This window comes from Rhodanobacter sp. UC4437_H4 (assembly GCF_052978425.1).
Genome location: NZ_CM129673.1, coordinates 2,304,441 through 2,330,891, shown reverse-complemented (window position 1 = coordinate 2,330,891; position 26,451 = coordinate 2,304,441). Strand labels below are relative to the sequence as shown.

Below are 26,451 nucleotides of genomic sequence, written 5' to 3'. Positions count from 1 at the left end.
CCGATTGACGCGCCCGCGGACCATGTCCATAGTGCGAACCTCGTGCAGTCAGATGGATCTGTGCGGCTCATCATGGAATCAGGGAGAACGATCATGCCGACCATGCCCGGTGATCCGGTATTGCCCGAGCAATCGCCGCATACGCTGCAGGAAAAGATCGAACAGGTACGACAGCGGCAGGAATTGCTGGCGCAATGGCGCGCCACGGGCAATCCCGAGTTGATCGAACGCGCCGATGTTCTGGACGGGCTATACCATGCTCGCGACATGGCCGAGTTGGACGACGATGTCTACCGTTCTGGAGCGCATGAACCAGTCTCACCTGGCCTCGGCTGGATACGCATCAGCGAGCATCCCGAGTTGCTTGAACAGCGGATGGGTGTGGACTGGAGCGAGCATGAGATTAGAGACCGCCTTCAGCCTCTGCATTCCGACTTCCGGGCAGAGATCTACGTGCCAGACCCCAAGGTCTACGGACCGGAAGTCAACCCCGCCGTTGCGCTGAAGGGTTCGAATGGGCCGGTTGCGGTGCCGGATGGCAAAGGCGGCATTGTCCTGCGCGAGTCCGCGCTGGAGGACTGGATCGAAAATGGCCGTCAAGGTGTTGGTTTGGAGAGCGACCACGCCGATCGAGCGATGAAGTTGAGCACAGATTTAAAGCACGACTTCGAGGGAATATTCGATCTCACAGGTCACTCCAAAGGAGGAGCTGGCGCCAGCGCCGCTGCCGAGGTGACCGGCATGCCGACATACACGTTCAACAGTGCCGGGCTGCATCCCAACACCGCGCACCGTTACGTGGAGCAGCACGGTGGGACGCTCTACGGGACCTCGTCCATCCACAGCTACTACGTCCACGGCGAAATGCTCCACGACGCCCAGAGTGGCGCCCACGACATGGACGCGGTGACGCGGGCGCAGCTGGGACTGGCCGCGCGGCAGCTGGGCGAACTGGGACAGCTGGACGGCATGCAGGATCTGCTGCGCGCGCGACTCGCTCAGGCGCTGCCGTACGACCGCAAGATGCAGGACGACGCGATGGAGCTGGTGGCCTATCTCAGCTCCCATTCCGGCGCGAAGATCCTGGCCGGCGTGCCGCTCGCCGCCGGCGCCCACCCGATCGAACTGCCGCCGAAGATGCGCGATGCGCAGGGCCAGCTGGTGGATCGTCCGGCGCAGCCGTCGCTTGGCGAGCTCGGCGCCGATGCCGGCCCGCTGATGAACGTGGTGTCCGGCGCGCTTGCCGGCGGCGCGGGCGGCAAGCGCGTTGGCGATGCCATCGCTGCCGGCGGTCGCGGCATCGAGCACAACGCGCAGCGCACCGGCGACCACGTGCAGCGCGGCATGCAGGTTTTCGGCTACGTGCTGAACGAGGGCGTGCAGGGTCACGGCCGGCTGGTGGCGGGCGCCATGCATTACGGTGCCGCCGCGGTCGCCGACCTGCGCGTGGTGCACGGCGAGGTCCGCGCCTCGGTCGAGCGCGGGCTGGGCACGCTGGCGCAACTGAGCGCGGACCTGGACGGCGCCGTGCTTCGTGCGGGCAGCCATGTTCCCGGCTTGCAGGGTCTGCGCCAGGTCGCCGACAACGAGGCGCGCCTCGCCGCCGCCCGCGCCGGGCATCATCAGGCGCAGGCCGACCGCGAATGGCACGAGGCGCAGCGCGATGCCGGCGCGATACGCCGGTTCGCCGACGTGGGCGCGGATCGCGTCCGGCATGCATCGAGCGTCGCCGGGCAGACGCTGGAACGTGAGGCACGGCAAGGCGGCGCGCGCATCGGTGACGGTTATCGCGCCTACGGCGCATCGGTGCGCCGCGCCACCGAACATGCTCCCGAAGCCGGCGCCGCCGTCGGTGCCGTCGCTGGCGCCGGCGCGGTCGCCGCCGGCGAGCTGCTGACCCATCCGGCTGGAACCGTGCGGCAGAGCAGCCACGTCGCGCAGCATGGCGAGGCCACCGTGGCCGAAGCGGTCAACCGCCACAGCATGAAAGACACGGTGTTGCCCAGCCTGGATGCAGACATCCGTCGCCAGGAACACGCGGGCATGGCATTGCTCCACACGCTGCAGCGCCCCGCGACCTCCGCGCGCATGCCGGCGACGGTCGGACAGGACCCGAGCGCCTTTGTGCAAGGCATGCTGGATTCCGCGCAATCCGGCAACTGGGATGCCTTTCGCCAGGGCACAAGGACGCTGGCGAGTCTGCCGGCGGGGCAGGCGCTGCACGCCGAGGCCATGCTTGCCGTGGATCGCCAGCAGCAGGCGGCCGCGTGGCAGGCACTGTCACCCCAGCAGGCGGAGCCGCAAGCCGGCGCGCTGACGATGATGCGCTGAAGCGGCCGTCGGCATACAGGGAAGCCAAGCCATGAACGAGACCGAATGCATGACCCTGGTCAGCCAGGCCGCGCAGTTGATGGAGCAGTTCGAGCGACGATGCGACCACCTCGGCGGGCGCCTGCAGGGGCTGATGCAGGACATGCAGGCGCTGGCCACGCAACTGCCCCGCGTCGTGGAGCAGGCCGCCGATGCCTCCATGCAGGCGCTGCCGGCGCGGGTAGCCCACGAGACGCGCGAAGGGCTGGGGCAGGCCGTGCAGTACTACCGGCAGCACCTGCAGGCATCGGGCGAGGAGGTGTCCGGCAGCGCCCACGCGCTGGCCGAACGGATCGAGCGCCTGGAGCGACTGCACCGGCATCTGCTGTGGAAGACCTTCGGCGCGGTGGCGCTGTGCCTGGCCCTGCTGCTCGCCGGCGGCGCGTGGCTGTCGCTGCACTATCGCAAGGTCATCGAGCAGAACCAGCTTTCCGCGCAGTTGCTGAAGGCATACAACGATGCCGATGTGAATCTGTGCGATGGGCAGTTGTGCGCCCGCGTGGACCTCAAGGCGCCGCGTTTCGGCGAACGCCGGCAATACCTGCCGGTGCTGCCGCGCTGAGCCCGGCGCGACGCGTCAGCGCCGTTCCCGCAATTCATTCGCCTCGCGCGCCAGCAGCTCGATGCCGGCCCAGTCGCCTGCCGCCAGTTTGTCGGCGGGGGTGAGCCAGGAGCCGCCCACGCACAGCACGTTGGGCAAGGCCAGGAAATCCGTGGCGTTGGCGAGGCTGATGCCGCCGGTGGGGCAGAAGCGAATCTGCGGCAGCGGGCCGGCCCAGGCGCCGAGCAGCTTGTGGCCACCGGCGGGCACGGCGGGGAAGAACTTCAGGTGGCGGTAGCCGCGCTCGAGCAGGCTCATCGCCTCGCTGGCGGTGGCTGCGCCGGGCAGCAGCGGCAGCGTGCTGTCGTCGGCCGCATCGAGCAGGCGCGGCGAGATGCCGGGCGACACCGCGAAGCGGGCGCCGGCCGCTTGCGCCGCGCGCAGGTCGCCAGCGCCGAGCACGGTGCCGACCCCCACCGTGGCGCCTTCGACCTCCGCGGCGATCGCGCGGATCGCGTCCAGCGCCACGCTCGTGCGCAAGGTCACCTCGATCGCCGGCGCACCGCCGGCAACCAGCGCACGCGCCATCGGCACCGCGTCCCTCAGCGCATGGATCACCACCACCGGAATCACCGGCGCCAGGCGCATAGTGGCTTCGATCTGTTCCTGCTTCTGCTCGATGAGGCTGGTCATGACATGGCTCGGTGGGTTGATGATCGGCATTTTCGGCGCTGGGCGAGTGGAGAAGGCTGCGGACGCCTTCGCGGTGTAGGGCGGGCACTGCCCGCCGCTGCCGTTTGGCCGCGAAGTCGGGAGAAAAAGGCCGGCGGGCAATGCCCGCCCTACATCGCCTATAGCACCCCCGCGCCGAAATCGGCGCTGGTGGCGGCCTGCCGGAACAGGCCGAACAGCTCACGGCCCATGCCGGTGTGGTCGTGCGACAGGTCGGCGAGGTGCGGCAGGCGGGCGTCCAGTTCGTCCGTCTCGACAAGGACGTCCAGACGTCCATTTGCAGCGTCGAGCCGGATCATGTCGCCATCGCGGATCTTCGCGATGTTGCCACCGGCGACCGCCTCGGGCGTCACGTGAATCGCCGCCGGCACGCGGCCGGAAGCCCCGGACATGCGCCCGTCGGTGAGCAGGGCGATGCGGTGGCCGCGGTCCTGCAGCACCGCCAGCGTGGGGGTGAGCTTGTGCAGCTCGGGCATGCCGTTGGCGCGCGGACCCTGGAAGCGCACCACCGCCACGAAATCGCGGTTGAGCTCGCCGCGCTGGTAGGCGCCGGCGACCTCGTCCTGGTCGTTGAACACGATCGCCGGCGCCTCGATCAGCAGGCGATCCTCCGGCACCGAGGAGACCTTGATCACGGCGCGGCCGAGGTTGCCGTCGAGCAGGCGCAAGCCGCCGTCGGGGCGGAACGGCTCGTCCACGCCGCGCAGCACGCCACGGTTGCCGCTCTGCTTCGGCACGGGTTTCCAGCGCAGCGTGCCGCTGTCGTCCAGATACGGTACCTGCGCGTAGCCCTCCAGGCCGGTGCCGAAGATGGTCTTGACGTCGCCGTGCAGCAGGCCGGCGCCGAGCAGCTGGTCGATCAGGAAGGCCATGCCGCCGGCGTCGTGGAACTGGTTCACGTCGGCGTAGCCGTTCGGATAGACGCGCGCCAGCAGCGGGATCACCCCGGACAGCGCGTCGAAATCGTCCCAGCGCAACTGGATGCCCGCGGCCTGCGCCATCGCCACCAGGTGCAGCAGGTGGTTGGTCGAGCCGCCGGTAGCGTGCAGCCCGATCACGCCGTTGATGATGGCGCGCTCGTCGAGATGGTGGCCGAGCGGCAGGTAATGTCCGCCCAGTGCGCTGTTGGCGGCGACGCGGCGCACCACCTCGGCGGTGAGCGCGTCGCGCAGCGGCGTGTCCGGCGCGGTGAAGCTGGCGCCGGGCAGGTGCAGGCCCATGATCTCCATCAGCATCTGGTTGGAGTTGGCGGTGCCGTAGAAGGTGCAGGTGCCGGCGGTGTGGTATGACGCGGCCTCCGCCTCGAGCAACTCGGCCTTGCTCGCCTTGCCGTCGGCGAACGCCTGGCGCACTTTCGACTTCTGTTCGTTGGGGATGCCGCTGGGCATCGGGCCGCTGGGCACGAAGGCCGCGGGAAGATGACCGAAGCTGAGCGCCGCGATCAGCAGGCCCGGCACGATCTTGTCGCAGATGCCGAGGAACAGCGCGCCGTCGAACATGTCGTGCGACAGCGCCACCGCGGTGGCCAGCGCGATCACGTCGCGCGAGAACAGCGACAGCTGCATGCCGGCACGGCCCTGGGTGATGCCGTCGCACATCGCCGGCACGCCGCCGGCGACCTGCGCGGTGAAGCCAGCGTCGCGCGCTATCTGGCGGATCAGCGCCGGATAGCGTTCGTACGGCTGGTGCGCCGAGAGCATGTCGTTGTAGGCGGTGACGATGGCCAGGTTGGCGCGGTGGCCGTTGCGCAGCGCGTCCTTGTCTTCGCTGCCGCACGCGGCGAACCCGTGCGCAAGGTTGCCGCAGGACAGGTGCCCGCGCCGCGGCCCGCTGCGATCCACCGCGTCGATCCGCGCGAGATACGCCGCGCGCGTCTCGCGGCTGCGTTCGCGCAGGCGTTCGGTGACTTCGGCGACGACGGGATGCAGCGTGGTCATGATTCAAATCCAGAAATGAGTGAAGACGAGTGAGAAACGAGAGACGGCGGGAGTGGCGGGTGTGGTTCACTCATTTCTCACCCCTCCCCACTCGTTTCTCGCTCTCAAGGGCACCAGTACACCGCCACCGGCACGCGTTGCTGGGTCAGCACGGCGCGCACCGGATAGTCGCGCGCGGCACCCAGGCCAAGCCGCGCGTCGGCGAGTACGTCGCGCTTCTTCTCGCCGGCCACCAGCAGGTACAACGCGCGCGTTTGCAGCAGCGTGGGCAAGGTCAGCGTGATGCGCGGCTCGTCGGCACCGGGCGCGTGCATCGGCAGTACGCGCATGCTGCCGTGCGGGTCCAGCGCTTCGGCGAGGTGGTCGCCGCCGGGAAAGAACGAAGCGGTGTGGCCGTCGTCACCCATGCCCAACACCACCGCGTCGAACGGCAGCGGCAACGTGGCGATGCGTGCTTCGGCGCGGGCCAGGCCGGCCTCCGGGCTGGCGTCGCCGGTGTACAGCGGAATGAATGGCGCCGCGGCAGCGGCGTGCTGCAGCAGGTGCGTATGCACCAGTCGCGCGTTGGAGCGCACGTCGCTTTCGGGCACCCAGCGTTCGTCGACCAGGGTCACCTGCACCCTGGTCCAGTCCAGTGCCTGGCGCGACAGCTGCTCGAAGAAATCCTTCGGCGTGCTGCCGCCGGAGACCGCCAGCACGGCCTGGCCGCGTTGCGCCAGGCCGTCGCGCAGGCGTTCGGCCACGCGCTCGGCCAGCGCCACGGCTTGCGCCTGGCATCCGGTGAAGCTGTGGGTGGTGACGTTGGTGGGTGCGGACATGGCGGGTTCGATCGGCGGCGAGGTGATGCGTTCCAGTGTGGTTGGGGCGGCGCAGGCAGCAGGTGAAGTGCGCGCCTATTCGTTGTCGTCGTGCCAGGTGCGGCCGTCGCGCTCGATCAGCGCCACCGACGCGCTCGGCCCCCAGCTGCCGGCCGCGTACGGCCGCGGCGCTTCGCCGCTGTCGCTCCACGCGGCCAGGATGGGGCCGGCCCAGCGCCAGGCCGCTTCCACTTCGTCGCGGCGCATGAACAAGGTGGGATTGCCGCGCACCACGTCCAGCAGCAGGCGTTCGTAGGCGTCGGGCTGCGACACGCCGAACGCCTCGGCGAAGCTCATGTCCAACGGCACGTGGCGCAGGCGCAGGCCGCCGGGGCCGGGGTGCTTGATGGTCAGCCACAGCTTCACGCCCTCGTCCGGCTGCAGCCGCAGCACCAGCCGGTTCTGCGCCAGCGACCCGGAGGCGGCGTCGAAGATGGAATGCGGCACCGGCTTGAAGGTCACCGCGATCTCCGACACCCGATGCGCGAGGCGCTTGCCGGTGCGCAGGTAGAACGGCACGCCGGCCCAGCGCCAGTTGCCGATCTCGGCTTTCAGCGCGACGAAGGTCTCGGTATCGGATTTCGCGTTGCCCAGTTCCTCGCCGTAGCCGGGCACGCTGGCGCCCTCGGCCACGCCGGCGCGGTACTGGCCGCGCACGGTGAGCTGGCCGGCGTTGCTCGCGTCGATGGGCTTGAGCGAGTGCAGCACCTTGAGCTTCTCGTCGCGCACCGCGTCCGGCGCCAGCGACGAGGGCGGTTCCATGGCCACCATGCACAGCAGTTGCAGCATGTGGTTCTGCACCATGTCGCGCAGCGCGCCGGCACGGTCGTAATAGGCGCCGCGGTGGCCCACGCCCAGCGTCTCGGCCACGGTGATCTGCACGTGGTCGATGTGCGCGGAGTTCCACAGCGGCTCGAACAGCGCGTTGCCGAAGCGCAGCACCAGCAGGTTCTGCACCGTCTCCTTGCCGAGGTAGTGGTCGATGCGGAAGGTCTGGGTTTCGTCGAACACCTGGCCGACCGCGTCGTTGATCCGGTTGGCGCTGTCCAGGTCGCGGCCGATGGGCTTCTCCAGCACCACGCGCGACTTGCCCTGGTTCAAGCCGTAATGGCCCAGCCGCTTGCAGATGTCGACGAACAGTTCGGGCGAGGTCGACAGGTAGAACACCCGCACGTGGTCGGGCTCGGCGCCGATGAAGGCGGCGAAATCGTCCCAGCCCTCGTCCTTGCGCGCATCCAGCGGACGGTAGAACACCTGCTGCAGGAACTCGTCCAGCTGGCGGGCATCGCAGATCGCGATCAGCGCCTCGCGCAGTTGCGCGCGATAGCCGGCGTCGTCCAGCGCCTCGCGCGCCACGCCGACGATGCGGCTGCTGGGCGGCAATTGGTGGTCGAGAAAGCGGTGGAACAGCGCCGGCAGCAATTTGCGCGCGGCGAGATCGCCGGTGCCGCCGAAAATCACCAGGTCGAATGGCTCGACGGTTTGGGGGGAAGCAGTCACGCGATCACCTCGACTCGATGCCGGCTGGCGGGCCGCGGCCGGATGCCGCTGCCCGGGTTTTTGCCGATGGTACCAGTGAAATACCAGAGCGACTACCCGGTTGCATACGAATTCATCGGCGGCCCCAGCAGAACGATCCGCAGGCAGTCCCGTCACCCCCGTTCTCCCTGAGCGCAGGCCGTTCCCGCAGGCCGTACGCGGGGAGCAGCCAGGGATGGCTGTGCCTTGGGGAGCAAGGAAGTCGAAGGGTCCGGTCACCCGGCGATGCACTTCGACCCCGCTCGCCGGCGCGAGCCACGCTCGGTGCGAACGGCTGGGGATGGCCGAGCGTTTGCTGGCGGGCATATCGCACCGTCATGGCTTGCGGCCGGTGGATCGCTATTGGTATGGTGCGCGCCATGGAAACCACCTTGTCCAAGGAATACCGCCGGATCTGCCGCGACCCGGCCAATCACCAGCCGCTGGCCTACCTGCGACTGCGCCAGGCGATCCGCAACGTGGTGCAGCAGCACGACGTCGAGCCGGGCCACGCGCTGCCCAGCGAACGCGACCTGGCGCTGGTGCTGAAGCTCTCGCGGGTCACCGTGCGCAAGGCGATCGCCGGCCTGGTCGAGGAAGGCCTGCTGACCCAGCGCCACGGCGCCGGCACCTTCATCGCCGAGCGCATCGTCAAGCCGATGTCGCGGCTGACCAGTTTCACCGAGGACCTGCGCGAGCGCGGACTGCGCCCGCGTTCGGAGTTCTTCGAGCGGGTGATCGGCGAGGTGACGCCGGAGGAGTCGATGGCGATGAACCTCTCGCCCGGCTCGCTGGTGGTGCGCCTGCATCGCCTGCGCTACGGGCAGGACGAGCCGCTGGCGATCGAGCGCAGCGTGGTGCCGGCCAGCGTGCTGCCCGATCCGATGCTGGTGCGCGACTCGCTGTACGAGGCGCTCGAACAACTCGGCTGCCGCCCGCGCCGCGCGCTGCAGCGCCTGCGCGCGGTGTCGCTGAACGCGCAGCAGGCGCGGCTGCTGCACGTGGCGGTGGGCAGCGCCGGCCTGAACATCGAACGGCGCAGCTTCCTCGACGACGGCCGCGTGGTCGAGTTCACCACCTCCTGGTATCGCGGCGACATCTACGACTTCGTCGCCGAATTGCACACCGACTGAAGGACAAGCATGAACGCCAGCGACACCCTGATGTTCCGCGAAGCGCAGGAATCGGCCGCGGTAGTGGCGCGCCAGCTTGCCGCCAACGAAGCCGTGGTGAGCGCGCTGGCGCAGTCGCTGCGCGAGGCGCCGCCACGCTTCATCGTCACCTGCGCGCGCGGCAGTTCGGATCACGCCGCGGCCTACGCCAAGTACGTGTTCGAGACGCAGCTGGGCATCGCCACCGCCTCGGCGTCGCCCTCGGTGAGCTCGGTGTATGCCGCCGAGCAGCAGTGGCGGGACGCGCTGTTCATCGCGATTTCGCAATCGGGCAAGAGCCCCGACCTGCTGCGCACCGCAGAGGCGGCGAAACGTGCCGGTGCGCGCGTGGTGGCGCTGGTCAACGTGGTCGGTTCGCCGCTGGCCGCGCTGGCCGACACCGTGATTCCGCTGCACGCCGGGCCCGAGCGCAGCGTGGCGGCGACCAAGAGCTACCTCGCCGCGCTGGCCGCGGTGCTGCACCTGTGCGCGCGCTGGAGCGGCGACGCCGAACTCGACGCCGCGCTGCCGACCCTGCCCGACGCCTTGCGCAAGAGCTGGGATGCGGACTGGTCCAGCCTCCATGAAGGCCTGGTCGGCGCGCACAACCTGTTCGTGGTCGGCCGCGGCTTCGGCCTCGGCATCGCGCTGGAAGCGGCGCTCAAGTTCAAGGAAACCTGCGGCCTGCACGCCGAGGCGTTCAGCGCCGCCGAGGTGAAGCACGGCCCGATGGCGCTGGTCGGACCGGACTTCCCGGTGCTGTGCTTCGCCCAGGACGACGACACCCTGGCCAGCACGCTGGCGGTGGCGCGCGAGTTCCGCGGCCGCGGCGCGCAGGTCTTCGTTGCCGCGCCGGGCCAGCACGGCCCCGGCACGCTGCCGGTGCCCGGTGGCCTGCCCGCGCTGTGCACGCCGCTGCTGATCATCCAGAGCTTCTACCGCGCCGCCAGCGAGCTTGCGCTGCGCCGCGGTTTCAACCCCGACGTGCCGCCGCATCTGAACAAGGTCACGGAGACGGTTTGAGCATGCCGTAGGGCGGGCACTGCCCGCCGGCCTTTATTTTCGCGTGACGGGGAGCGGCGGGCAGTGCCCGCCCTACGAGGGTATTGCTCCTTCAGTCGCGCATCATCAACGGAATTCGCCATGCTTCACGCCCTCACCCACGCCCGCGTACTCACCCCCGACGGCTGGCGCGACGACCTCGCCGTGTTGTTGGATGGCGAGCGCATCGCCGAGCTGCTGCCGCCATCCGATCCGCGCGTGCGCGATGCGCAGCGGCAGGATCTCGCCGGCGCCATGCTGCTGCCGGGCTTCATCGACGTGCAGGTCAACGGCGGTGGCGGCGTGCTGTTCAACGAGGCACCGACGGTGGAGACGATCCGCCGCATCGGCGCGGCCCACCGGCGCTACGGCACCACCGGTTTCCTGCCGACCCTGATCAGCGATCGGGTCGAGGTGATGCGCGAAGCGCTGGCGGCGGTGGAACAGGCATTGGCCGAAGGCGTGCCGGGCCTTCTCGGCATCCACCTCGAAGGGCCGTACCTGGCGCCCGCCCGCAAGGGCGTGCACGACGCGAAGTACTTCCACGTGCCCGGCGCCGACGAGCTGGCCTTGCTGTGCGCACCCCATCGCGGCATCCGGCTGGTCACGCTGGCGCCGGACCGGGTGCCGCCAGCGAGCATCCGCGCGCTCGCCGCCGCCGGGGTGATCGTCTGCGCCGGCCATACCGCCGCCGACTACGAAACCACCCGCGCCGCACTCGATGCCGGCGTGCGCGGCTTCACGCATTTGTTCAACGCGATGACCCCGTTCGGCAGCCGCGAGCCGGGCGTGGTCGGCGCCGCGCTGGAAGATGCGGCGAGCTGGTGCGGCATCATCGTCGACGGCCACCACGTGCACCCGGCCAGCCTGCGTGTGGCGATCGCCGCCAAGGCCCGCGGCAAGATGCTGCTGGTCACCGACGCGATGCCGCCGGTCGGCGCCGACCGCCCCGACTACGTGCTCAACGGCGAAACCATCACCGTGAAAGACGGCATCTGCCAGACCGCCAGCGGCGTGCTCGCCGGCTCGGCGCTCGACATGGCCGCCGCCGTGCGCAACACCGTGCAGATGCTCGGCCTGCCGCTGGACGAGGCAGTGCGCATGGCCAGCACCTGGCCGGCCGAGTTCCTCGGTCTTGGCGCAAGCCGCGGCCGCATCGCGGCCGGCTGCCGCGCCGATCTGGTGGCGATGGACGATGCGTTGCGCGTGCAGCAAAGCTGGATCGGCGGCGAGGAGCGGGGCGAGAAGTGAGTGGAGAGGAGTGAGAGGTGAGAGAGAGCCAGCACCACGCCTCGACCCGCCTTTTCTCGTTTCTCACTCCTCTCCACTCACTCCCGCACCATTGCCCGAATGGGCGTCCGCCGCTACAGTGACGCGGTTCAGGTGTCCCGACGGTTCAACGCCCAAGGGATGAAACGGGAAGCCGGTGCGTGGTGTGCGAACACTGCAAGGCCGGCGCTGCCCCCGCAACGGTAAGCGAAAGACACGAACGGCGAAGGCCACTGTGCGATGCACGGGAAGGCGCCGTTCGCGGCGAGCGGAATCACCGCCCGCCACTCGCGAGCCCGGAGACCGGCCTGGACGCTCCTTGGTGGCTCGCGGTGGGCGAGGCCGGACCACGGCCTGTCTGTCCGTCGTTCCGTCCCCGTTTTTTCGCCCGGCTGCCATTCCCTCTGGACATGCGGCCGTGCGCGGGTGCGCGGCGAAGGAAAAAGAAGATGAAGAAGACCTTGCTGGCCAGCTTGCTGCTGGCCTGCGCCACCGGTGCCGGCGCGACCGGGCAGGACCCATCCGGGCAGGACCGCGCCATTTCGCTGGAGCCGGTGATCGTCACCGCCACGCGCACGCCGATCGACATCGGCGACTCGCTGTCGTCGGTGAGCGTGATCAGCCGCGCCGACATCGAGCGGCTGCAGCCGGTGTCGATCGCCGACCTGCTGACCGGCCTGCCCGGCGTGAGCTTCGCCAACGCCGGCGGCTACGGCCAGCAGACTTCGCTGTTCCTGCGCGGCGCCAATTCCACCCACACCCTGCTGCTGGTCGATGGCGTGCGGGTGGCTTCGGTCAGCGCGGGGCTGGCCGCGTTCGAGCAGATTCCGGTGGAGCAGATCGAACGCATCGAGATCGTGCGCGGCCCGCGCTCCAGCCTCTACGGCGCCGATGCGATCGGCGGCGTGATCCAGATCTTCACCCGCCGCGGCTCGCGCGACGGCGGCCTCGAACCGTCGCTGGCGCTCACCGCCGGCACCGACAAGCTGTTGCGCGGCCAGCTCGGGCTGTCCGGCGGCAGCGAACAGGGCTGGTACAACCTGGGCGCGGGCAGCCAGTACACCGGCGGCATCAACACCTGCCGCGTCGGCGCCGCCGCGGCCTTCGCCGGCTGCTTCACCGACGAGCCGGATCGCGATCCGTCGCGCAACAAGAACCTCAGCGCCAGCGGCGGCTACCGCTGGGACAACGGTGCCGAACTGACCGGCACCTGGCTGCGCAGCCTGGGTGAGGCGCATTTCGACGGCAGCTACCAGAACCGCTGGCGCACCGTGCAGCAGGTCGCCGGTTCGACCTTCGGCTTCCGTCCGCTGCAGGCGTGGAAGAGCACGCTCAGCGTGGGCCAGAACCTGGACCGCTACGACAACTACGAGAACGCGAGCTTCGTCGGCTACATCTATTCGCGCCGCAACCAGGCCTCGTGGCAGAACGACATCAACCTGGCCGCGGACCAGCTGCTGACGCTCGGCATCGACTGGCAGGGCGAGCACATCGACAGCGACACCGGCTTTCTCGCCACCCGCCGCCACGACACCGGCGCGTACGCGCAGTACCAGGCCACGTTCGGGCCGAACGAGCTGGCGCTCTCCGCGCGGCGCGACAGGAACAGCCAGTACGGCCACCACGACACCGGCGCACTGGCCTGGGGTTATCACTTCGACAGCGGCGTGAAGCTCACCGCCAGCTACGGCAGCGCCTTCCACGCGCCCACCTTCAACGATCTCTACTACCCCTACGGCAGCGGCAATCCGGACCTGAAACCGGAGACTTCGCGCAGCGCCGAGCTGGGCCTGAGCCGGCAGCACGATGGCTGGAACTGGGCGCTGAACGCCTACCAGACGCGCATCGACCAGCTGATCGCGCTGGACAGCCAGTACTTCCCGCGCAACATCAGCAAGGCGCGCATCCGCGGCGTGGAAGGCCAGTTTGGCGCCCGGCTCGGCGGCTGGCAGCTGCAGAGCTACCTGACCTGGCTGCAGCCGCGCAACGAGGATGGCGGCCCGAACGACGGCAACGTGCTGCCGCGCCGCGCCGAGCAGACGGCGCGCATCGACCTGGACCGCCGCTACGGCGCCTTCGGCGTCGGCGCCACGTTCAACGCCGCCGGGCACCGCTATGACGATGCGGCCAACGCACACCGACTGGGCGGTTACGCCACCACCGACCTGCGTGTGAGCTGGCAGTTCGACCGCGCCTGGCAACTGGAGGCGCGCCTGGCCAATGCGTTCGACCGCCACTACGAAACGGTCTGGTACTTCAACCAGCCCGGGCGCGAGCTGCTGCTGACCTTGCGCTACCGCCCCGGCGCGCGTTGATCGGCGGGGTGGCGGGCACTGCCCGCCGCTCCCGCGGCCGCCGGCATGCCGCAGGTCACTGCCGTCGGCCGGACCGGTGCCGTTATGCTTGGGCGACAGGGAGAGCCACGTGAACGCATTCGCACCGATGATCCGCCGCCCGGTCGGCACCTCGCTGCTCGCCATCGGCCTGATGATCGCGGGCGTGTGGGCCTATCTGCTGATCGGCGTGGCGGCGTTCCCGTCGATCGAGTTTCCCGGCGTGGCGGTGGTGGCGGGCATGCCCGGCGCCAGCGCGCAGACCATGGCCACCACGGTGATGGCGCCGCTGGAACGGCACATCGGGCGCATCCCCGGCGTGCAGTTCATGTTCTCCAGCGCCAGCGAAGGGCGCGCGCAGATCCAGGTGCTGTTCAAGTACGGGCGCTCCACCGATGCGGCTGCGCGCGACGTGCAGGCGGCGCTCAATGCCGCCGCCGCCGACCTGCCGCCGGGCATGCCGGCACCGCCGCAGTACTTCAAGTTCGATACCTCGACCATCCCGGTGCTGCTGGTCACGCTGACCTCCAGCAGCCTGCCGCCGGACCGCCTCTACGACCTCACCGACACCCTGCTCAAGCCCGCGGTGGCGCAGATCCCCGGCGTCGCGCAGGTGCAGGTCGGCGGCGGCACCCCGCACGCGGTGCGCATCGCGCTGAACGCCAACGCGCTGGCGATCAAGGGCATCACCACCAACCAGGTCGCCAACGCGCTGCGCGCGGCCAACGTCACCTCGCCGCAGGGCATCCTCAGCGACGGCGTCAGCCAGATGACGGTGACCGCCAACGACGCGCTGCACACGCCGGCGGATTTCGCCAGCCTGGTGATCGCCAGCAACAACGGCGTGCCGGTCCGGCTGGCCGACGTGGCCACGGTGAGCGGCGGGCAGCAGGACCAGTACGCCGCGGCCTGGTTCAACGGCACCCGCGCGGTGACCCTGCAGATCAGCAAGCGTCCGGACGCCAACGCGATCGCCGTGGTCAAGGCGATCCGCGCGGCGCTGCCCGGGCTCAGCCACGTGTTGCCCGCCGACGTGAAGATCACCCCGATCTTCGACCTCACCCCGACGACAGAATCGGCGCTGCACGAGGTCGAGGTGGCGCTGGGCATGAGCATCGTGATGGTGGCGCTGGTGATGCTGCTGTTCCTGCGCCGGCTGCGGCCGACCCTGATCGCCATGCTCAGCGTGCCGCTGTCGCTGGCCGGCGCGCTGATCGTGATGTGGATGCTCGGCTTCACCCTGAACATCTTCTCGCTGGTGGCGCTGGTGCTGTGCGTGGGTTTCGTGGTGGACGACGCGATCGTGGTGATCGAGAACATCGTGCGCCACATCGAGCAGGGCATGGCGCCGCTGCAGGCGGCGCTGACCGGCGTGCGCGAGATCGGTTTCACGGTGGTGTCGATCACGCTGTCGCTGATCGCCGTGTTCGGGCCGATGGTGTTCGGCGACAACATGTTCACCATGCTGATGCGCGAGTTCGCGGTGACCCTGGTCGCCACCATCGTGATCTCCGCGGTGGTCTCGCTCACCCTCACCCCGGCCCTGTGCGGGCGCAGCCTGGTGCACGAGCCGGAGGGCAGCCGCACGCCCGGGCGGCTGGAGCGGCTGGCCGAGCGCTTCGATGGCTGGCTGCTCGCGCAGTACCGGCGCGCGCTGGACTGGTCGATGCACCATCGCCGCCTGATGCGCTGGCAGCCCGCCGTGCTGCTCGTGCTCACCGGCGTGCTGGCGGTGCTGGTGGTGATGACCGCCGGCGGCGGCCTGATGCCGAAGGAGGACACCGGCCTGGTGCAGGTGCAGATCACTGCCGGCCCGAACATCTCGCCGACCCGGCTGACCACGCGCTCACGCGAGGTGGCCGCGGTGTTCCAGGCCGACCCGGCGGTGCTGGACGTATCCACCATCGTCAACGGCGGCAACGGCGCGCACCTGTTCGTCGACCTCAAGCCGCTGGGCGATCGGCCGGACGATCGCCACGTCACGGTGCAGCAGGTGGTCGACCGCCTCGCCGCCCACTTCAAGGGCGTCACCGACCTCGACGTGGCGGTGTCCGCGGTGCAGTTCTTCGGTGGTGGCGGTGGCGGCGGCCTGGGCGGCGGCAATGTCGGGCGCTACTCGTTCCAGCTCGACAGCCTGGACGGCACGCCGCTGCAGGAACCCACCCTGCATCTCGAACACGTCATGCGCGGCATGAAGCAGTTCAAGGATGTCACCAGCAGCTTCGACGGCATCGGCACCCAGCAGATGGTGCAGGTCGACCGCGCCGCCGCCGCGCGGCTGCAGGTGAGCATGGGCCAGATCGACTCGGCGCTGTACAACGCGTTCGGGCAGAACCAGATCTCCACCATCTATTCGGACATCAACCAGTACCGCGTGGTGCTGACCGCCGACCGCGGCGACGAGCTGAGCCCGCAGGGATTGCTCGGCACCTATGTGCGCAGCAGCCGCGGCGAGATGATCCCGCTCTCCGCGCTGGCCACGATCCAGCCGCACCTGGCACCGGCCACGGTCAGCCACTTCAACCAGCTCGAATCGGCCTCGATCAACTACAACCTGGCCGAGGGCATCACCCCGGCGGAAGGCCTGAAGCTGGTCGACCAGGCGATCTTCGCCGCCGCGCTGCCGAACGGCATCCAGCGCAAGTACACCGGCGAGAACCAGAACCTGGTCGACGCGCTGAGCGACGTGCTGTTGCTGCTGCTGGCGGTGATCCTGGTGATGTACGTGGTGCTGGGCGTGCTGTACGAGAGCCTGATCCACCCGCTGACCATCCTCTCCACCCTGCCCGCCGCCGGCATGGGGGCGTTCCTCGCCATGCTGGTGACCCACACCCAGCTGACCCTGATGTCGGTGATCGCGGTGCTGATGCTGATCGGCATCGTCAAGAAGAACGCGATCCTGATGGTCGATTTCGCCCTGGTCGCCGAACGCGAGCGCGGCCTGTCGCCGCCCGAGGCCATCCGCGAGGCCGCGCTGGTGCGCTTCCGCCCGATCACCATGACCACCCTGGTGGCGATGGGCGCGGCGCTGCCGCTGGCGGTGGGCTTCGGCTACGGCTCGGAGCTGCGCCAGCCGCTGGGCATCGCGATCCTCGGCGGCCTGCTGGTGTCGCAGCTGCTGACCCTGTTGAGCACGCCGGCGATCTACCTGTGGCAGCACGACCACCGCGAGCGCAAGGCGGTGCAGAAGCGCATCCGCGAGGAATTCCGCCGCGGCCGCCAGCCGCCACCGATGCCCGCCGTGCCCAAGGGCATGCCGGCGCTGCCCAAGTAGGCGGGAGCCGGAACTGGGGATGGGGCAATGTCGACCCCGATCACCGTCGAGGTCGGCCCGAGTATCTCGCTCACCCTGAGCGTTGCCGCGCAGCGGCGGAGTCGAAGGGCCGGGCCTGCGGGCGGCTTCGACTCCGCGCCTGCGGCGCTACGCTCAGCCCGACCGGTGTGGGGAGATCCACGCAAGGCGGGTACGGCCCCCGCCTTCCCCTCTCCCCGGCCCCGTCAGTCCAACCCCCTGCCTTCCGGCACGGTGCGTACTTCAGGCACATACGCCTCCGGATGCCCGGTGGCATAAAGCCGCCATGAAAGGAACTCCGCTGCCCACCGCTGGTCTTGCGTACTTGGCGCACGCGTGCGCCGTGCGCCGCTCCGCTTCCTCGCCGCGGGTATTCGCGTGAACGTGTTCGCCCCGTTGATCCGCCGCCCGGCCGGCACCTCGCTGCTTGCCGTCGGCCTGGTGCTGGCCGGGCTGTGGGCTTACCTGCTGCTCGGCGTGGCGGCGCTGCCCTCGCTGGACTTCCCCGGTGTCTACGTGGTGGCGAACATGCCCGGCGCCAGCGCGCAGACCATGGCCAACACGGTGATGGCGCCGCTGGAACGCCATCTTGGCCAGATCCCCGGCATCGACGACATGTACGGCAACGCCAACGAAGGCGCGGTGGGGATCGGCGTGCGCTTCAACTTCAGCCGCACCGCCGACAGCGCCGCGCGGGACGTGCAGGCGGCGCTGAATGCCGCGGCGGCCGACCTGCCCGCGGGCATGCCTTCGCCCCCGCAGTACTTCAAGTTCGATACCTCGCAGATCCCGATCCTCTTCATCACGCTGACCTCCGAGGGCATGCCGCAGGACAAGCTGTTCGACCTGGCCGACACCTTGCTGAAACCCGCCGTCGCGCAGATCGACGGCGTGGCCCAGGTGCAGGTGTTCGGCGGCACCCCGCACGCGGTGCGCATCGACCTGGACAACCGAGCGCTGGCCGCCAAGGACCTCACCGCCAACGACGTCGCCAACGCGTTGCGCGCAGCCAACGTCAACTCGCCGCAGGGCATCATCAGCGACGGTCGCACGCAGATGACGGTGAGCGCCAACGACGGCCTGCGCGAGCCGGCCCAGTTCGCCGACCTGCTGATCGCCGAGCGCAACGGCGCGCCGGTGCGGCTGTCCGACGTGGCGCATGTCTACTCCGGCCAGCAGGATCAATACCAGGCGGCGTGGTTCAACGGCGCGCGCACGGTCGGCCTGCAGATCACCAAGCGGCCGGAGGCGAACGCGGTGGCCACGGTGGCGGCGATCCGCGCGCGTCTGCCGCAACTGGCCGCCTCGCTGCCCTCTGACGTCAACATGCAGCCGGTGTTCGACCTCACCCAGACCACGCAGTCGGCGCTGCACGAGGTGAAGGTCGCGCTGCTGATCTCGATCGCGATGGTGGCGCTGGTGATGCTGGTGTTCCTGCGCCGGCTGCGGCCGACCCTGATCGCCATGCTCAGCGTGCCGCTGTCGCTGGCCGGCGCGTTCGTGGTGATGTGGATGCTCGGCTACACCCTGAACACCCTGTCGCTGGTGGCGCTGGTGCTGTGCATCGGCTTCGTCGTCGACGACGCGATCGTGGTGATCGAGAACATCGTGCGGCACATGGAGCAGGGCATGGCACCGCTGCCGGCGGCGCTGACCGGCGTGCGCGAGATCGGCTTCACCGTGGTCTCGATCACGCTGTCGCTGGTGGCGGTGTTCGCCCCGCTGCTGTTCGGCAACAACATGCTGATCATGCTGCTGCGCGAGTTCTCGGTGACGCTCACCGCCGCGGTGGTGATCTCGGCGATCGTCTCGCTCACCCTCACGCCTGCGCTGTGCGGCCACCTGCTCAAGCACGAGCCGGTGCCGGCGCCCCCGCCGGGGCGCATCGAGCGGGCAGTGGAGCGTTTCGATCGCGGCCTGCTGCGGATGTACGAAAGCGCGCTGGACTGGGCCATGCGCCATCGCCGGCTGATGCGCTGGCAGCCGCTGCTGCTGCTGTTCCTCACCTTCGCGCTGGGCGCGGCGGTGGTGAAGACCGCCGGCGGCACCTTCATGCCCGACGAGGACACCGGCCAGCTGCAGGTGGAGATCGACGCCGACGCCAACATCTCGCCCACCGTGCTGGCCGAGCGCGCGCGGCAGGTGCAGAAGATCATGCAGGCCGACCCGGCCGTGCTCGACCAGCTGACCCTGCTCGGCGGCAACGGTGCCGGCGGCGCGGTAGGCAACAGCGCGCAGATGTTCGTCGACCTCAAGCCGCGCGGCGACGGCCCGGGCGAGCGCGATGAAGGCATCAAGGCGGTGATCGAGCGCCTCTCGAAACAGTACGACCGCCTGCCCGACGTCAAGGTGTCGGTCAGCGCCTCGCAATTCCTCGGCGGCGGCGGCAGCGGCGACCGCGGCGGCCAGTACGAGTTCCAGCTCACCAGCACCCAGGGCAGCGACCTGCAGCCATGGGCGTTGAAGATGGTTCGCCAGTTGCGCACGCTGAAGGAGTTCCGCGACGTCAGCAGCCCGTTCGACCAGGTCGGCAAGCAGCAGCAGCTGCGCATCGACCGCGAGGCCGCCGCGCGGCTGCACGTCAGCGTGGGCGCCATCGACACCGCGCTGTTCAGCGCGTTCGGCCAGCGCCAGGTGTCGCAGATCTACTCCGACGTCAACCAGTACGCGGTGGTGCTCAACGCCAGCCCGAACGAGAACCTGAGCCCGCAGTCGCTGCTGAACATCCGCGTGCGCAGCGAGCAGGGCAAGATGATTCCGCTTTCCGCGCTGGCCACCATGGAGCCGGCGATCAGCCCGCTGCGCGTGCGCCACCACAACCAGCTGCAGGCGGTGACCATCAGCTACAACCTGGCCAAGGACGTCACCCAGGATCGCGGCGTGGCGCTGGTCGACCAGGCCGCCTTCGCGCTGCACCTGCCGGACGGCGTCAAGGTGGAATACACCGGCGCCAACCAGCGCCTCAAGCAGGCGCAATCGAACGGCATGGTGCTGCTGCTCGGCTCGATCCTGGCCATGTACATCGTGCTGGGCATCCTCTACGAAAGCCTGGGCCACCCGCTGACCATCCTCTCCACCCTGCCCGCCGCCGGCGCCGGCGCGTTCCTGGCGATGCTGGTCACGCAGACGCAGCTGTCGCTGATGGCGATCATCGCGATCCTGATGCTGATCGGCATCGTCAAGAAGAACGCGATCCTGATGGTGGACTTCGCCCTCGTGCGCGAGCGCGAGCACGGCATGTCCGCGCCCGAGGCGATCCGCGAAGCCGCGCTGGTGCGCTTCCGCCCGATCACCATGACCACCCTGGTCGCGATGGGCGCGGCGATGCCGCTGGCGATCGGCTTCGGCATCGGCTCGGAAATGCGCCAGCCGCTGGGCATCGCCATCGTCGGCGGCCTGCTGGTCTCGCAACTGCTGACTCTGCTCAGCACCCCGGCGATCTACCTGTGGAATCACGACCGCAAGATCCGCAAGGCGGCACGCAGGGAGCGCAAGGCGGAGAAAAAGCGGTTGAAGGCGTTGGCGCGTCCGCAGCCCGCGGCCTGACCGCCGTGGACCGGGCGATCGAGGATTCGCGCGGCTCCCGCTGCGCGCGCCGCTACGGCGTTCGGTTTCTGCGGGGTGGCTGCGTCACGGAATCGTGCTCCAGGCGCGGGCCCGGGCGGTCGTCATGTGCGCAGTTCGCCGGCGACGTGATCGATCAGCTCCCTCGTGTTCCTGCAGTACTCCGCTTCCAGGTCGATCCCGCACTTGTCCGCCAGCACGATGATCGACCACAGGCAGTCCGACAACTCGTGGCCAAGCTTCGCCTTGCAGTCGTCGATCTTGCGGACCCCCGCGTTCGCCTGGATCAGCTTCGCCAGGTCGCCGACGTCGCCCATGAAACCCAGCGCCAGCTCCTGCGTGGTCCAGGCGCGTCCGTACATCCTGGTTTCCAGCTGCTCGTAGAGGTCGTTGAGCCGCAGCGCGGATTTTTCCAGATCGGAAAAGTTCATGGGGACTCCAGGTGAAGACAGCATCGAGCAGTACCGCGCGGGCTCGCTGGTGCGCAGGGCAAATGGCGGTGGGCCGCACTAGCCACAACTAGCCGCCCTTCGCATCCGTGGTTGCAGCTGTGCCGTCGGCAATATGGACCGTACTGCAAGACGGAAGCGTCTTGTTTGCCACGCAGCCACGCACATCGGCACCCGACGGCGGCGCACCGACGTCCACGGCGTAACCCTCGGGCGCTTCCCTCGCGCGGCCGGTTGGCGTGCCGTCGACGAAGATGTTGAACGCACACACTCCGCTGGACGACTGGGTGCAGGTGAGCCGTGTTTCATTGTTCCCCACGGGATCGGCGCGGAACGAAATGGTGGAGGTGCAGCCGCCAACAACAAGCGCCAGCCCGATGACCACCAACCCCGAGATCCATGTATTTCGCTTGCTCACGGCACTTCTCCCTGGATGCCCCATGGGCAATGGTGCCACGCCCGAGACGACGATACGTGGCGTCGAGTGCCCGGAACAAGGACCGACTGGAGAACATGGCGAGACGCGCTTGCCGTGTCGCGAGGCCTGAGAAGCTTGGGGGTCAGCGGCGGATTCAACTCCCAAGTGCAGCGCGTTTGAGCAACCGCTCGAACACTTCTTGCGGTGTGCGATAGCCTAGCTGCCACGTGCCGCAGGATTCTGCCGCACTGTCTCGTGTAGTCATCCGCCTGATCCGCCCGCTTCGCAAGGCCGGTGCAAGGGCGTCACGCAGGGCACGAAGCCGATGGGCCAGAATCCCGAATTGTTGCGCCGCCTGCTGCGCGCGAAGGACCGGATGGACGCGGCCTCCCACGAGGAGTGGCCGGTCCGGCGGCTGGCGCAGGTGAGCGCGGTGTCGGCGGCGCACTTCGCGCGTTCGTTCCGGGAAGCGTTCGGCGTGCCGCCGCATCGCTATCTGCTCACGCGCCGGATCGAACGCGCCACGGCGCTGCTGCGCGATGGCGATCTGCCGGTCACCGAGGTCGCGCTGCGGACCGGTTGGAACAGCATCGGCACGTTCGGGCGGATCTTCCGCGACATCACCGGCGAGAGTCCGGGCGAATTCCGCGCGCGCCAGCGCGCGATCGGGCATGGACACGGACATGTTCCGGAATGCTTCGTGCGCGCCGCGCACCGGCCCGACCTCAGGAGCGCAGTTTCGGAGAAGCGCCGTCATGCGGCCCCGGGTAAAAAGGCACTCCAATCCACGGAGGTCCCATGACTCAAGGTGTCGATGTAGCCGGACTCTATGTCCGCGACCAGGATGAAGCGCTCGCCTTCTATGTCGCAAAGCTGGGCTTTGTCGTCAGTGCCGATGCGCGCAACGGCGACTATCGCTGGCTCACCGTGCAGCATCCGGAGCAGCCCTCGTTCCAGCTCGGTCTGTTCAGGCCGGGGCCGCCGGTCCACGACGCGGCGACTGCGCAGACGCTCTGCGAGATGGTGGCCAAGGGTGCGATGCCGCCGTTGGTGTTGGCGGTGGACGATTGCCAGGCCGCTTTCGAGCGGCTGCAAGCGCTGGGCGTGGAGTTCACGCAGGAGCCGATGCGCCGCTACGGCACCGTGGATGCAGGCTTCCGCGATCCCTCCGGCAATGGCTGGAAGATGATCGAGGCCAGGGCGAAGGGCGCGGCATGAGCGCGAGCCAGTGGATCCGCCAGAGCCACCGCTGGCTGTCGATCGTGTTCACCCTGACCGTGATCGCGAACTTCGCCTGGCGCGGGGTGAGCCCGCACGAACCGCCGGCATGGCTGACCTATGCGCCGCTGCCGCCGCTGTTCGCGCAGTTGTTCAGCGGCCTGTACCTGTTCGCGCTGCCGTACGCCGCGGCAGCGCGCCGCAGGGCCTGAGGCCGCGGGCGCGGCGCGTTCCCGGTCCCCGCCATCGGCAACTGCGGTTCGAGTGGCGAACAGCGAATCGAGTGCCGCGCGCCTACTTGCCGCCTGCCGTGACGCCGGGTCCGATGCTCGAACCGATGAAGTCGAGCATCTTCCCGTACAGCTCGGCGACATTGGCCTCGTCGTAGAAGCCGTGCATCTCGCCGGGCTTTTCCAGCCAGACGTGCGGCACGTGGCGCTTGAGCAGCGCCTCGTGCAGGTTCGTGCCCTGGATCGGCGGCACGCGCCGGTCCTGGCCGCCGACCACCAGCATCACCCGCGCCTTGAGCGCATCGAGCTGGTTGATCGGCGAGCGCTGCGCCAGTTGCGCCAAGTCGTCGCCCAGCTGGCGCTTCAGGTAATTCTCGCCGCTGACCGTTTCGGGAATGTCGCCGCGCCGGTACATCAGGGGCAGGTCGTAGATGCCGACGTAGCCGATCGCGCACTGGTAGAGGTCCGGCTCCTTCACCGCGCCTTCCAGCGCGGCATAACCGCCGTAGCTGGCGCCGTAGATGCACAGGCGCTGCGGGTCGGCGATGCCCTGGGCGATGGCCCAGCGCGTGGCGTCAGTGACGTCGTCCTGCATCTTGCCGCCCCACTCGCGCCAGCCGGCCTGCTCGAACGCGTAGCCGTAGCCGCCCGAGCCGCGGAAATTGACCTGCACCACGACGTAGCCGCGCGTCGCCAGCGCCTGCACGTCGGCGTCGTACTCCCAGCGGTCGCGCACGGAGAACGGGCCGCCATGGACCATCACCACCGTGGGCAGGTGCTTGTCCTGCTCATGGCCCGGCGGGTAGCTCAGGTAGCCCTGCAGCTTCATGCCGTCCCGCGCGGCGAACTCGAACGGCTGCTTGGTCGCCATCGACTGCGGATTGATCCACGGCGCGCGCTTGAGCAGCGGCGTCAGCCTTGCGGCCTTGGCGTCGAACAGGTAGAACGTGCCCGGATCGGCATCGGCCTCCACCAGCACCACGCTCAGGCTGCCATCGCTGGTGCCGGAGACGAAGCGCACGCTTTCGCCCGGGAACTGCTTCATCAGCGCCACCAGCATGCGTGCCGCCGGCGACTGCATGTCGAATGGCGCGATGCCGGCGCGGCCATCCATGTAGGCGACGCCGGCGATGTCGTCTTCGGCCAGCCCCTGCAGCAGGCCATCGGACTCGACCGTGGGGTTGCTCCACACCTCCTGCAACGTGGGCTTGTCTTCGCTCCAGCGGCAGATGCCGAAACCGCCGTTGGGGACCGGGCAGCTGAAGTACGCCCCGCTGTCATCACGGTCGAAGGCGATCGGCACGGAATGGCTGGCGCCCAGTTCGGGCATGGGCTTCCAGTCGCCGCCCCCGAGCGGCAGCTGGAACACCCGGACGTCGCCCTGCTCGTCCTCGCCCCGGGCAAAGCGGATCCGGCCCTGATGGTCGCCGACGAAAAATGCGTCGCGCATCGGCGCGGTGGTGATTTCCCGCAACTTGCCGGTGCGCACGTCCATGCGGGAGGCGGTGGCAAACACCCCGTGCTTGCCGTTGGCGTCCCACAGCCGGGTAGCGACCAGGATGTGTTTCGGATCGCCGGCAATGGTGCCGATGAACTCCGCCGAGCCGCGTTCGCTCACCACCTGCTTGACCAGCGTACCGGTGGTCATGCCGTCCTTGCGAAAGCCGTACAGCATGGTCGAGCCTGTTCCATCGGCATTGACCGCATACAACTCGCCGGTGGGCAACGGGCGGTCGTAGCCACCCAGCCGTGTCCCCACCGTGTACACCACGCGGGTGGGAGAGATCCACCAGAAGTCCGTCACCGCGTCTTCGTTGCGCTGGCGGATCAGCTGCCCCTTCTTGTCGGCCAGGCGAATCAGCGCCAGCAGACTGTGGCCATCCACCAGGGCGGTGGTGGCAAGGTACTTGCCGTCAGGCGAAATCTTCACGGCTTCGTATTGCATGTGCCGTGCGAGATCGGCAAGCGGTACCGGTTCGGCGTGCAGGAACGTGGCGCACAGCAGCACCAGCGCGACCAACCAGCGTCGAGTATCCATGGCGATTTCCCCTGTTTTGCGATGTGCGCGGCCGCGCTCCGCGGCCGTCCGGCCATCCGACTCTAATGCAAAGTGCGCGGCGGCAGGATCAGGACGCCGCCGTCGCCGCCGGCGCTGCCCCGATGCTGCGCAGCGCCGGGCTGCGCATGCAGCCCAGGGCGATCGCGGTGAGCAGCAAGCCGGCGCCGGCGAACAGGCCGGTGAGCGGGATCAGCCTGAGCAGGCTGCCGGCGATCGCGGCCGAGATCGGCCCCAGGCCCATGAAGGTGAACATCAGCACGCTCATGGCGCGGCCCATCATTTCCGGCGCCACGCGACGCTGGATCCAGCTGACGATGGCGATCTGCGCGATGCCGGCGAGCACGCCGGTGGCGGCCAGCAGCACCGCGCCGGTTACCGTCGCATGCACCAGCGCCAGTGTGGCCAAGGCCAGGCCGGCGAGGCTGTCGATGGTCAGCACCATCAGGCCGAGGCGGCCGCGCACGACGCGGCTGACCGGGCCGGAAAGGAAACTGCCCAGCAGCATGCCGCCGCCGTTGGCGGTCATCAGGATGCCGAGCGAGGCGGCGCCCAGATCCATCCGCGTATCGGCCAGCACCGGCAGGCCCACCTGCAGCGGACCGCCGACGAACACCGAGACCACCGCCGCGTAGAGCATGAATGCGCGCAGCGGCAGGTCGGCCCAGATCATCCGCACGCCGCTGGCCACGTTGGCCAGCACGCCGCCCGCGGCGGGTTTCGGATCGAAGTCGGCGGACACGCGGATCAGCAGCAGCGACGCCAGCGAGAAGGCGAAGCTGATCGCGTCGATGGTGAATGCCAGGCCCAGTCCCTCCGCATCCTGCAGCGCCTGCGGCTGTGCGCCGTGCGCGCCCGCGCTGATCACCACGCCGGCCAGCGCCGGACCGACGAACATGCTGAGCTGGCGCATGCCCATCACCAGCGCATTGGCCGGTTGCAGCTGATCCTTGCGCACCAGTTGCGGCAGGATCGCCGAGCCGGCCGGGTAGGCGAACGCGGTGGACAGGCCGATGCCCAGCGCGATCAGGTACACCAGCCACATGCGGATGTCGCCCAGCAGCACCAGCGCGGCCAGCAGCGCCACCAGCAGCGCGTTCGCCCCGCGCGCGGCGAGCAGCACGCGGCGCGGCGACAGCCGGTCCACCACCGCGCCGCCGATCAGCATGAACAGCGCACGCGGCAGTGCCATCGCCGCCAGCACCAGCCCCAGTGCGGCCGGGTTGCCGGTGAGTTTCAGCACCAGCCACGGCAGCGCCACCAGGGTGAACTGGTCGCCCAGCATCGAGATCGTGCTGCCGCCGAACAGCAGGCGGAAGTTGTGGTTGGCGAAAACGGAGTCGCGGCGGACAGACGGCATCGAGGGTTCCGGGTCGGGCAGGCCGACGGCGCAAGAGGCGTGTCGGCGAAAAAGCGGTCGGCGAGATGCGGGAAGGCCTGCCGTGCGGCATTGGCCAGGCGGGCGATGATCGCGC

At 69.2% G+C, this 26,451-nt stretch carries 19 protein-coding genes and 1 riboswitch; of the genes, 11 read left to right on the top strand and 8 right to left on the bottom strand.

Going from position 1 to position 26,451, the window contains the following annotated elements; genetic code table 11:
* Positions 1–93: 93 nt before the first annotated feature.
* Positions 94–2,331, top strand: a complete 2,238-nt coding sequence (locus ACVCL3_RS10655; protein WP_447101247.1) for a hypothetical protein — start codon at positions 94–96, stop codon at positions 2,329–2,331.
* Positions 2,332–2,362: 31 nt separating this feature from the next.
* Positions 2,363–2,932 carry a relaxation protein gene (locus ACVCL3_RS10650; RefSeq protein ID WP_447097613.1) on the top strand — a complete coding sequence of 190 codons (570 nt, stop codon included), beginning with the start codon at positions 2,363–2,365 and terminating at the stop codon, positions 2,930–2,932.
* Between the two features lie 15 nt (positions 2,933–2,947).
* Here the strand turns inward: ACVCL3_RS10650 and eda are convergent, their stop codons facing one another.
* The 4 genes from eda to zwf form a co-directional block, all read right to left on the bottom strand.
* Positions 2,948–3,604, bottom strand: coding sequence for a bifunctional 4-hydroxy-2-oxoglutarate aldolase/2-dehydro-3-deoxy-phosphogluconate aldolase (eda, locus tag ACVCL3_RS10645; protein ID WP_447097612.1), 657 nt, complete (start codon positions 3,602–3,604; stop codon positions 2,948–2,950).
* 158 nt (positions 3,605–3,762) lie between these two features.
* Complete coding sequence (edd, locus tag ACVCL3_RS10640) at positions 3,763–5,580, bottom strand: phosphogluconate dehydratase (RefSeq protein WP_447097611.1); 1,818 nt, start codon at positions 5,578–5,580, stop codon at positions 3,763–3,765.
* 104 nt (positions 5,581–5,684) lie between these two features.
* The gene (gene pgl / locus ACVCL3_RS10635; protein WP_447101246.1) at positions 5,685–6,398 is read right to left on the bottom strand and encodes a 6-phosphogluconolactonase; all 714 of its coding nucleotides are present in this window, start codon (positions 6,396–6,398) and stop codon (positions 5,685–5,687) included.
* Between the two features lie 75 nt (positions 6,399–6,473).
* Entirely contained in the window at positions 6,474–7,937 is a 1,464-nt protein-coding gene (gene zwf / locus ACVCL3_RS10630; RefSeq protein WP_395120872.1) for a glucose-6-phosphate dehydrogenase, read from the bottom strand.
* A gap of 398 nt (positions 7,938–8,335) precedes the next feature.
* Between zwf and ACVCL3_RS10625 the strand changes: the two genes are divergently transcribed.
* The 6 genes from ACVCL3_RS10625 to ACVCL3_RS10600 all read left to right on the top strand — a co-directional run bounded on the left by ACVCL3_RS10625 (position 8,336) and on the right by ACVCL3_RS10600 (position 20,587).
* The gene (locus tag ACVCL3_RS10625; protein ID WP_136259285.1) at positions 8,336–9,088 is read left to right on the top strand and encodes a GntR family transcriptional regulator; all 753 of its coding nucleotides are present in this window, start codon (positions 8,336–8,338) and stop codon (positions 9,086–9,088) included.
* A gap of 9 nt (positions 9,089–9,097) precedes the next feature.
* Entirely contained in the window at positions 9,098–10,129 is a 1,032-nt protein-coding gene (locus ACVCL3_RS10620; RefSeq protein WP_447101245.1) for an SIS domain-containing protein, read from the top strand.
* A gap of 120 nt (positions 10,130–10,249) precedes the next feature.
* Positions 10,250–11,398 (top strand): N-acetylglucosamine-6-phosphate deacetylase, encoded by a 1,149-nt coding sequence (nagA, locus tag ACVCL3_RS10615; protein WP_447101244.1) that lies wholly within the window; start codon positions 10,250–10,252, stop codon positions 11,396–11,398.
* Positions 11,399–11,511: 113 nt separating this feature from the next.
* A riboswitch (cobalamin riboswitch) is annotated at positions 11,512–11,742 on the top strand.
* 123 nt (positions 11,743–11,865) lie between these two features.
* Positions 11,866–13,731 (top strand): TonB-dependent vitamin B12 receptor, encoded by a 1,866-nt coding sequence (gene btuB, locus ACVCL3_RS10610; RefSeq protein ID WP_447101243.1) that lies wholly within the window; start codon positions 11,866–11,868, stop codon positions 13,729–13,731.
* 109 nt (positions 13,732–13,840) lie between these two features.
* Complete coding sequence (locus tag ACVCL3_RS10605; protein WP_447101242.1) at positions 13,841–17,023, top strand: efflux RND transporter permease subunit; 3,183 nt, start codon at positions 13,841–13,843, stop codon at positions 17,021–17,023.
* Between the two features lie 396 nt (positions 17,024–17,419).
* Complete coding sequence (locus ACVCL3_RS10600) at positions 17,420–20,587, top strand: efflux RND transporter permease subunit (protein WP_447101241.1); 3,168 nt, start codon at positions 17,420–17,422, stop codon at positions 20,585–20,587.
* Between the two features lie 122 nt (positions 20,588–20,709).
* Here the strand turns inward: ACVCL3_RS10600 and ACVCL3_RS10595 are convergent, their stop codons facing one another.
* The gene (locus ACVCL3_RS10595) at positions 20,710–21,036 is read right to left on the bottom strand and encodes a nucleotide pyrophosphohydrolase (RefSeq protein ID WP_395120879.1); all 327 of its coding nucleotides are present in this window, start codon (positions 21,034–21,036) and stop codon (positions 20,710–20,712) included.
* An 88-nt stretch (positions 21,037–21,124) separates the two neighbouring features.
* The gene (locus ACVCL3_RS10590) at positions 21,125–21,472 is read right to left on the bottom strand and encodes a hypothetical protein (RefSeq protein ID WP_447101240.1); all 348 of its coding nucleotides are present in this window, start codon (positions 21,470–21,472) and stop codon (positions 21,125–21,127) included.
* A 325-nt stretch (positions 21,473–21,797) separates the two neighbouring features.
* Between ACVCL3_RS10590 and ACVCL3_RS10585 the strand changes: the two genes are divergently transcribed.
* The 3 genes from ACVCL3_RS10585 to ACVCL3_RS10575 are packed head-to-tail and all read left to right on the top strand — an operon-like array spanning position 21,798 to position 22,902.
* Positions 21,798–22,274 carry a helix-turn-helix transcriptional regulator gene (locus ACVCL3_RS10585; RefSeq protein WP_447101239.1) on the top strand — a complete coding sequence of 159 codons (477 nt, stop codon included), beginning with the start codon at positions 21,798–21,800 and terminating at the stop codon, positions 22,272–22,274.
* Positions 22,271–22,690 (top strand): VOC family protein, encoded by a 420-nt coding sequence (locus ACVCL3_RS10580; protein WP_447101238.1) that lies wholly within the window; start codon positions 22,271–22,273, stop codon positions 22,688–22,690. The genes ACVCL3_RS10585 and ACVCL3_RS10580 overlap by 4 nt, the downstream gene beginning before the upstream one ends.
* Entirely contained in the window at positions 22,687–22,902 is a 216-nt protein-coding gene (locus ACVCL3_RS10575) for a hypothetical protein (RefSeq protein ID WP_447101237.1), read from the top strand. Before ACVCL3_RS10580 ends, ACVCL3_RS10575 begins: the two co-directional genes overlap by 4 nt.
* A gap of 82 nt (positions 22,903–22,984) precedes the next feature.
* On the opposite strand, the gene ACVCL3_RS10570 is transcribed toward ACVCL3_RS10575, so the two are convergent.
* Together ACVCL3_RS10570 and ACVCL3_RS10565 are read right to left on the bottom strand one after the other, a co-directional pair.
* Entirely contained in the window at positions 22,985–24,958 is a 1,974-nt protein-coding gene (locus ACVCL3_RS10570; protein ID WP_447101236.1) for an alpha/beta fold hydrolase, read from the bottom strand.
* 88 nt (positions 24,959–25,046) lie between these two features.
* Positions 25,047–26,336 carry an MFS transporter gene (locus tag ACVCL3_RS10565; protein WP_447101235.1) on the bottom strand — a complete coding sequence of 430 codons (1,290 nt, stop codon included), beginning with the start codon at positions 26,334–26,336 and terminating at the stop codon, positions 25,047–25,049.
* Positions 26,337–26,451: the final 115 nt, after the last annotated feature.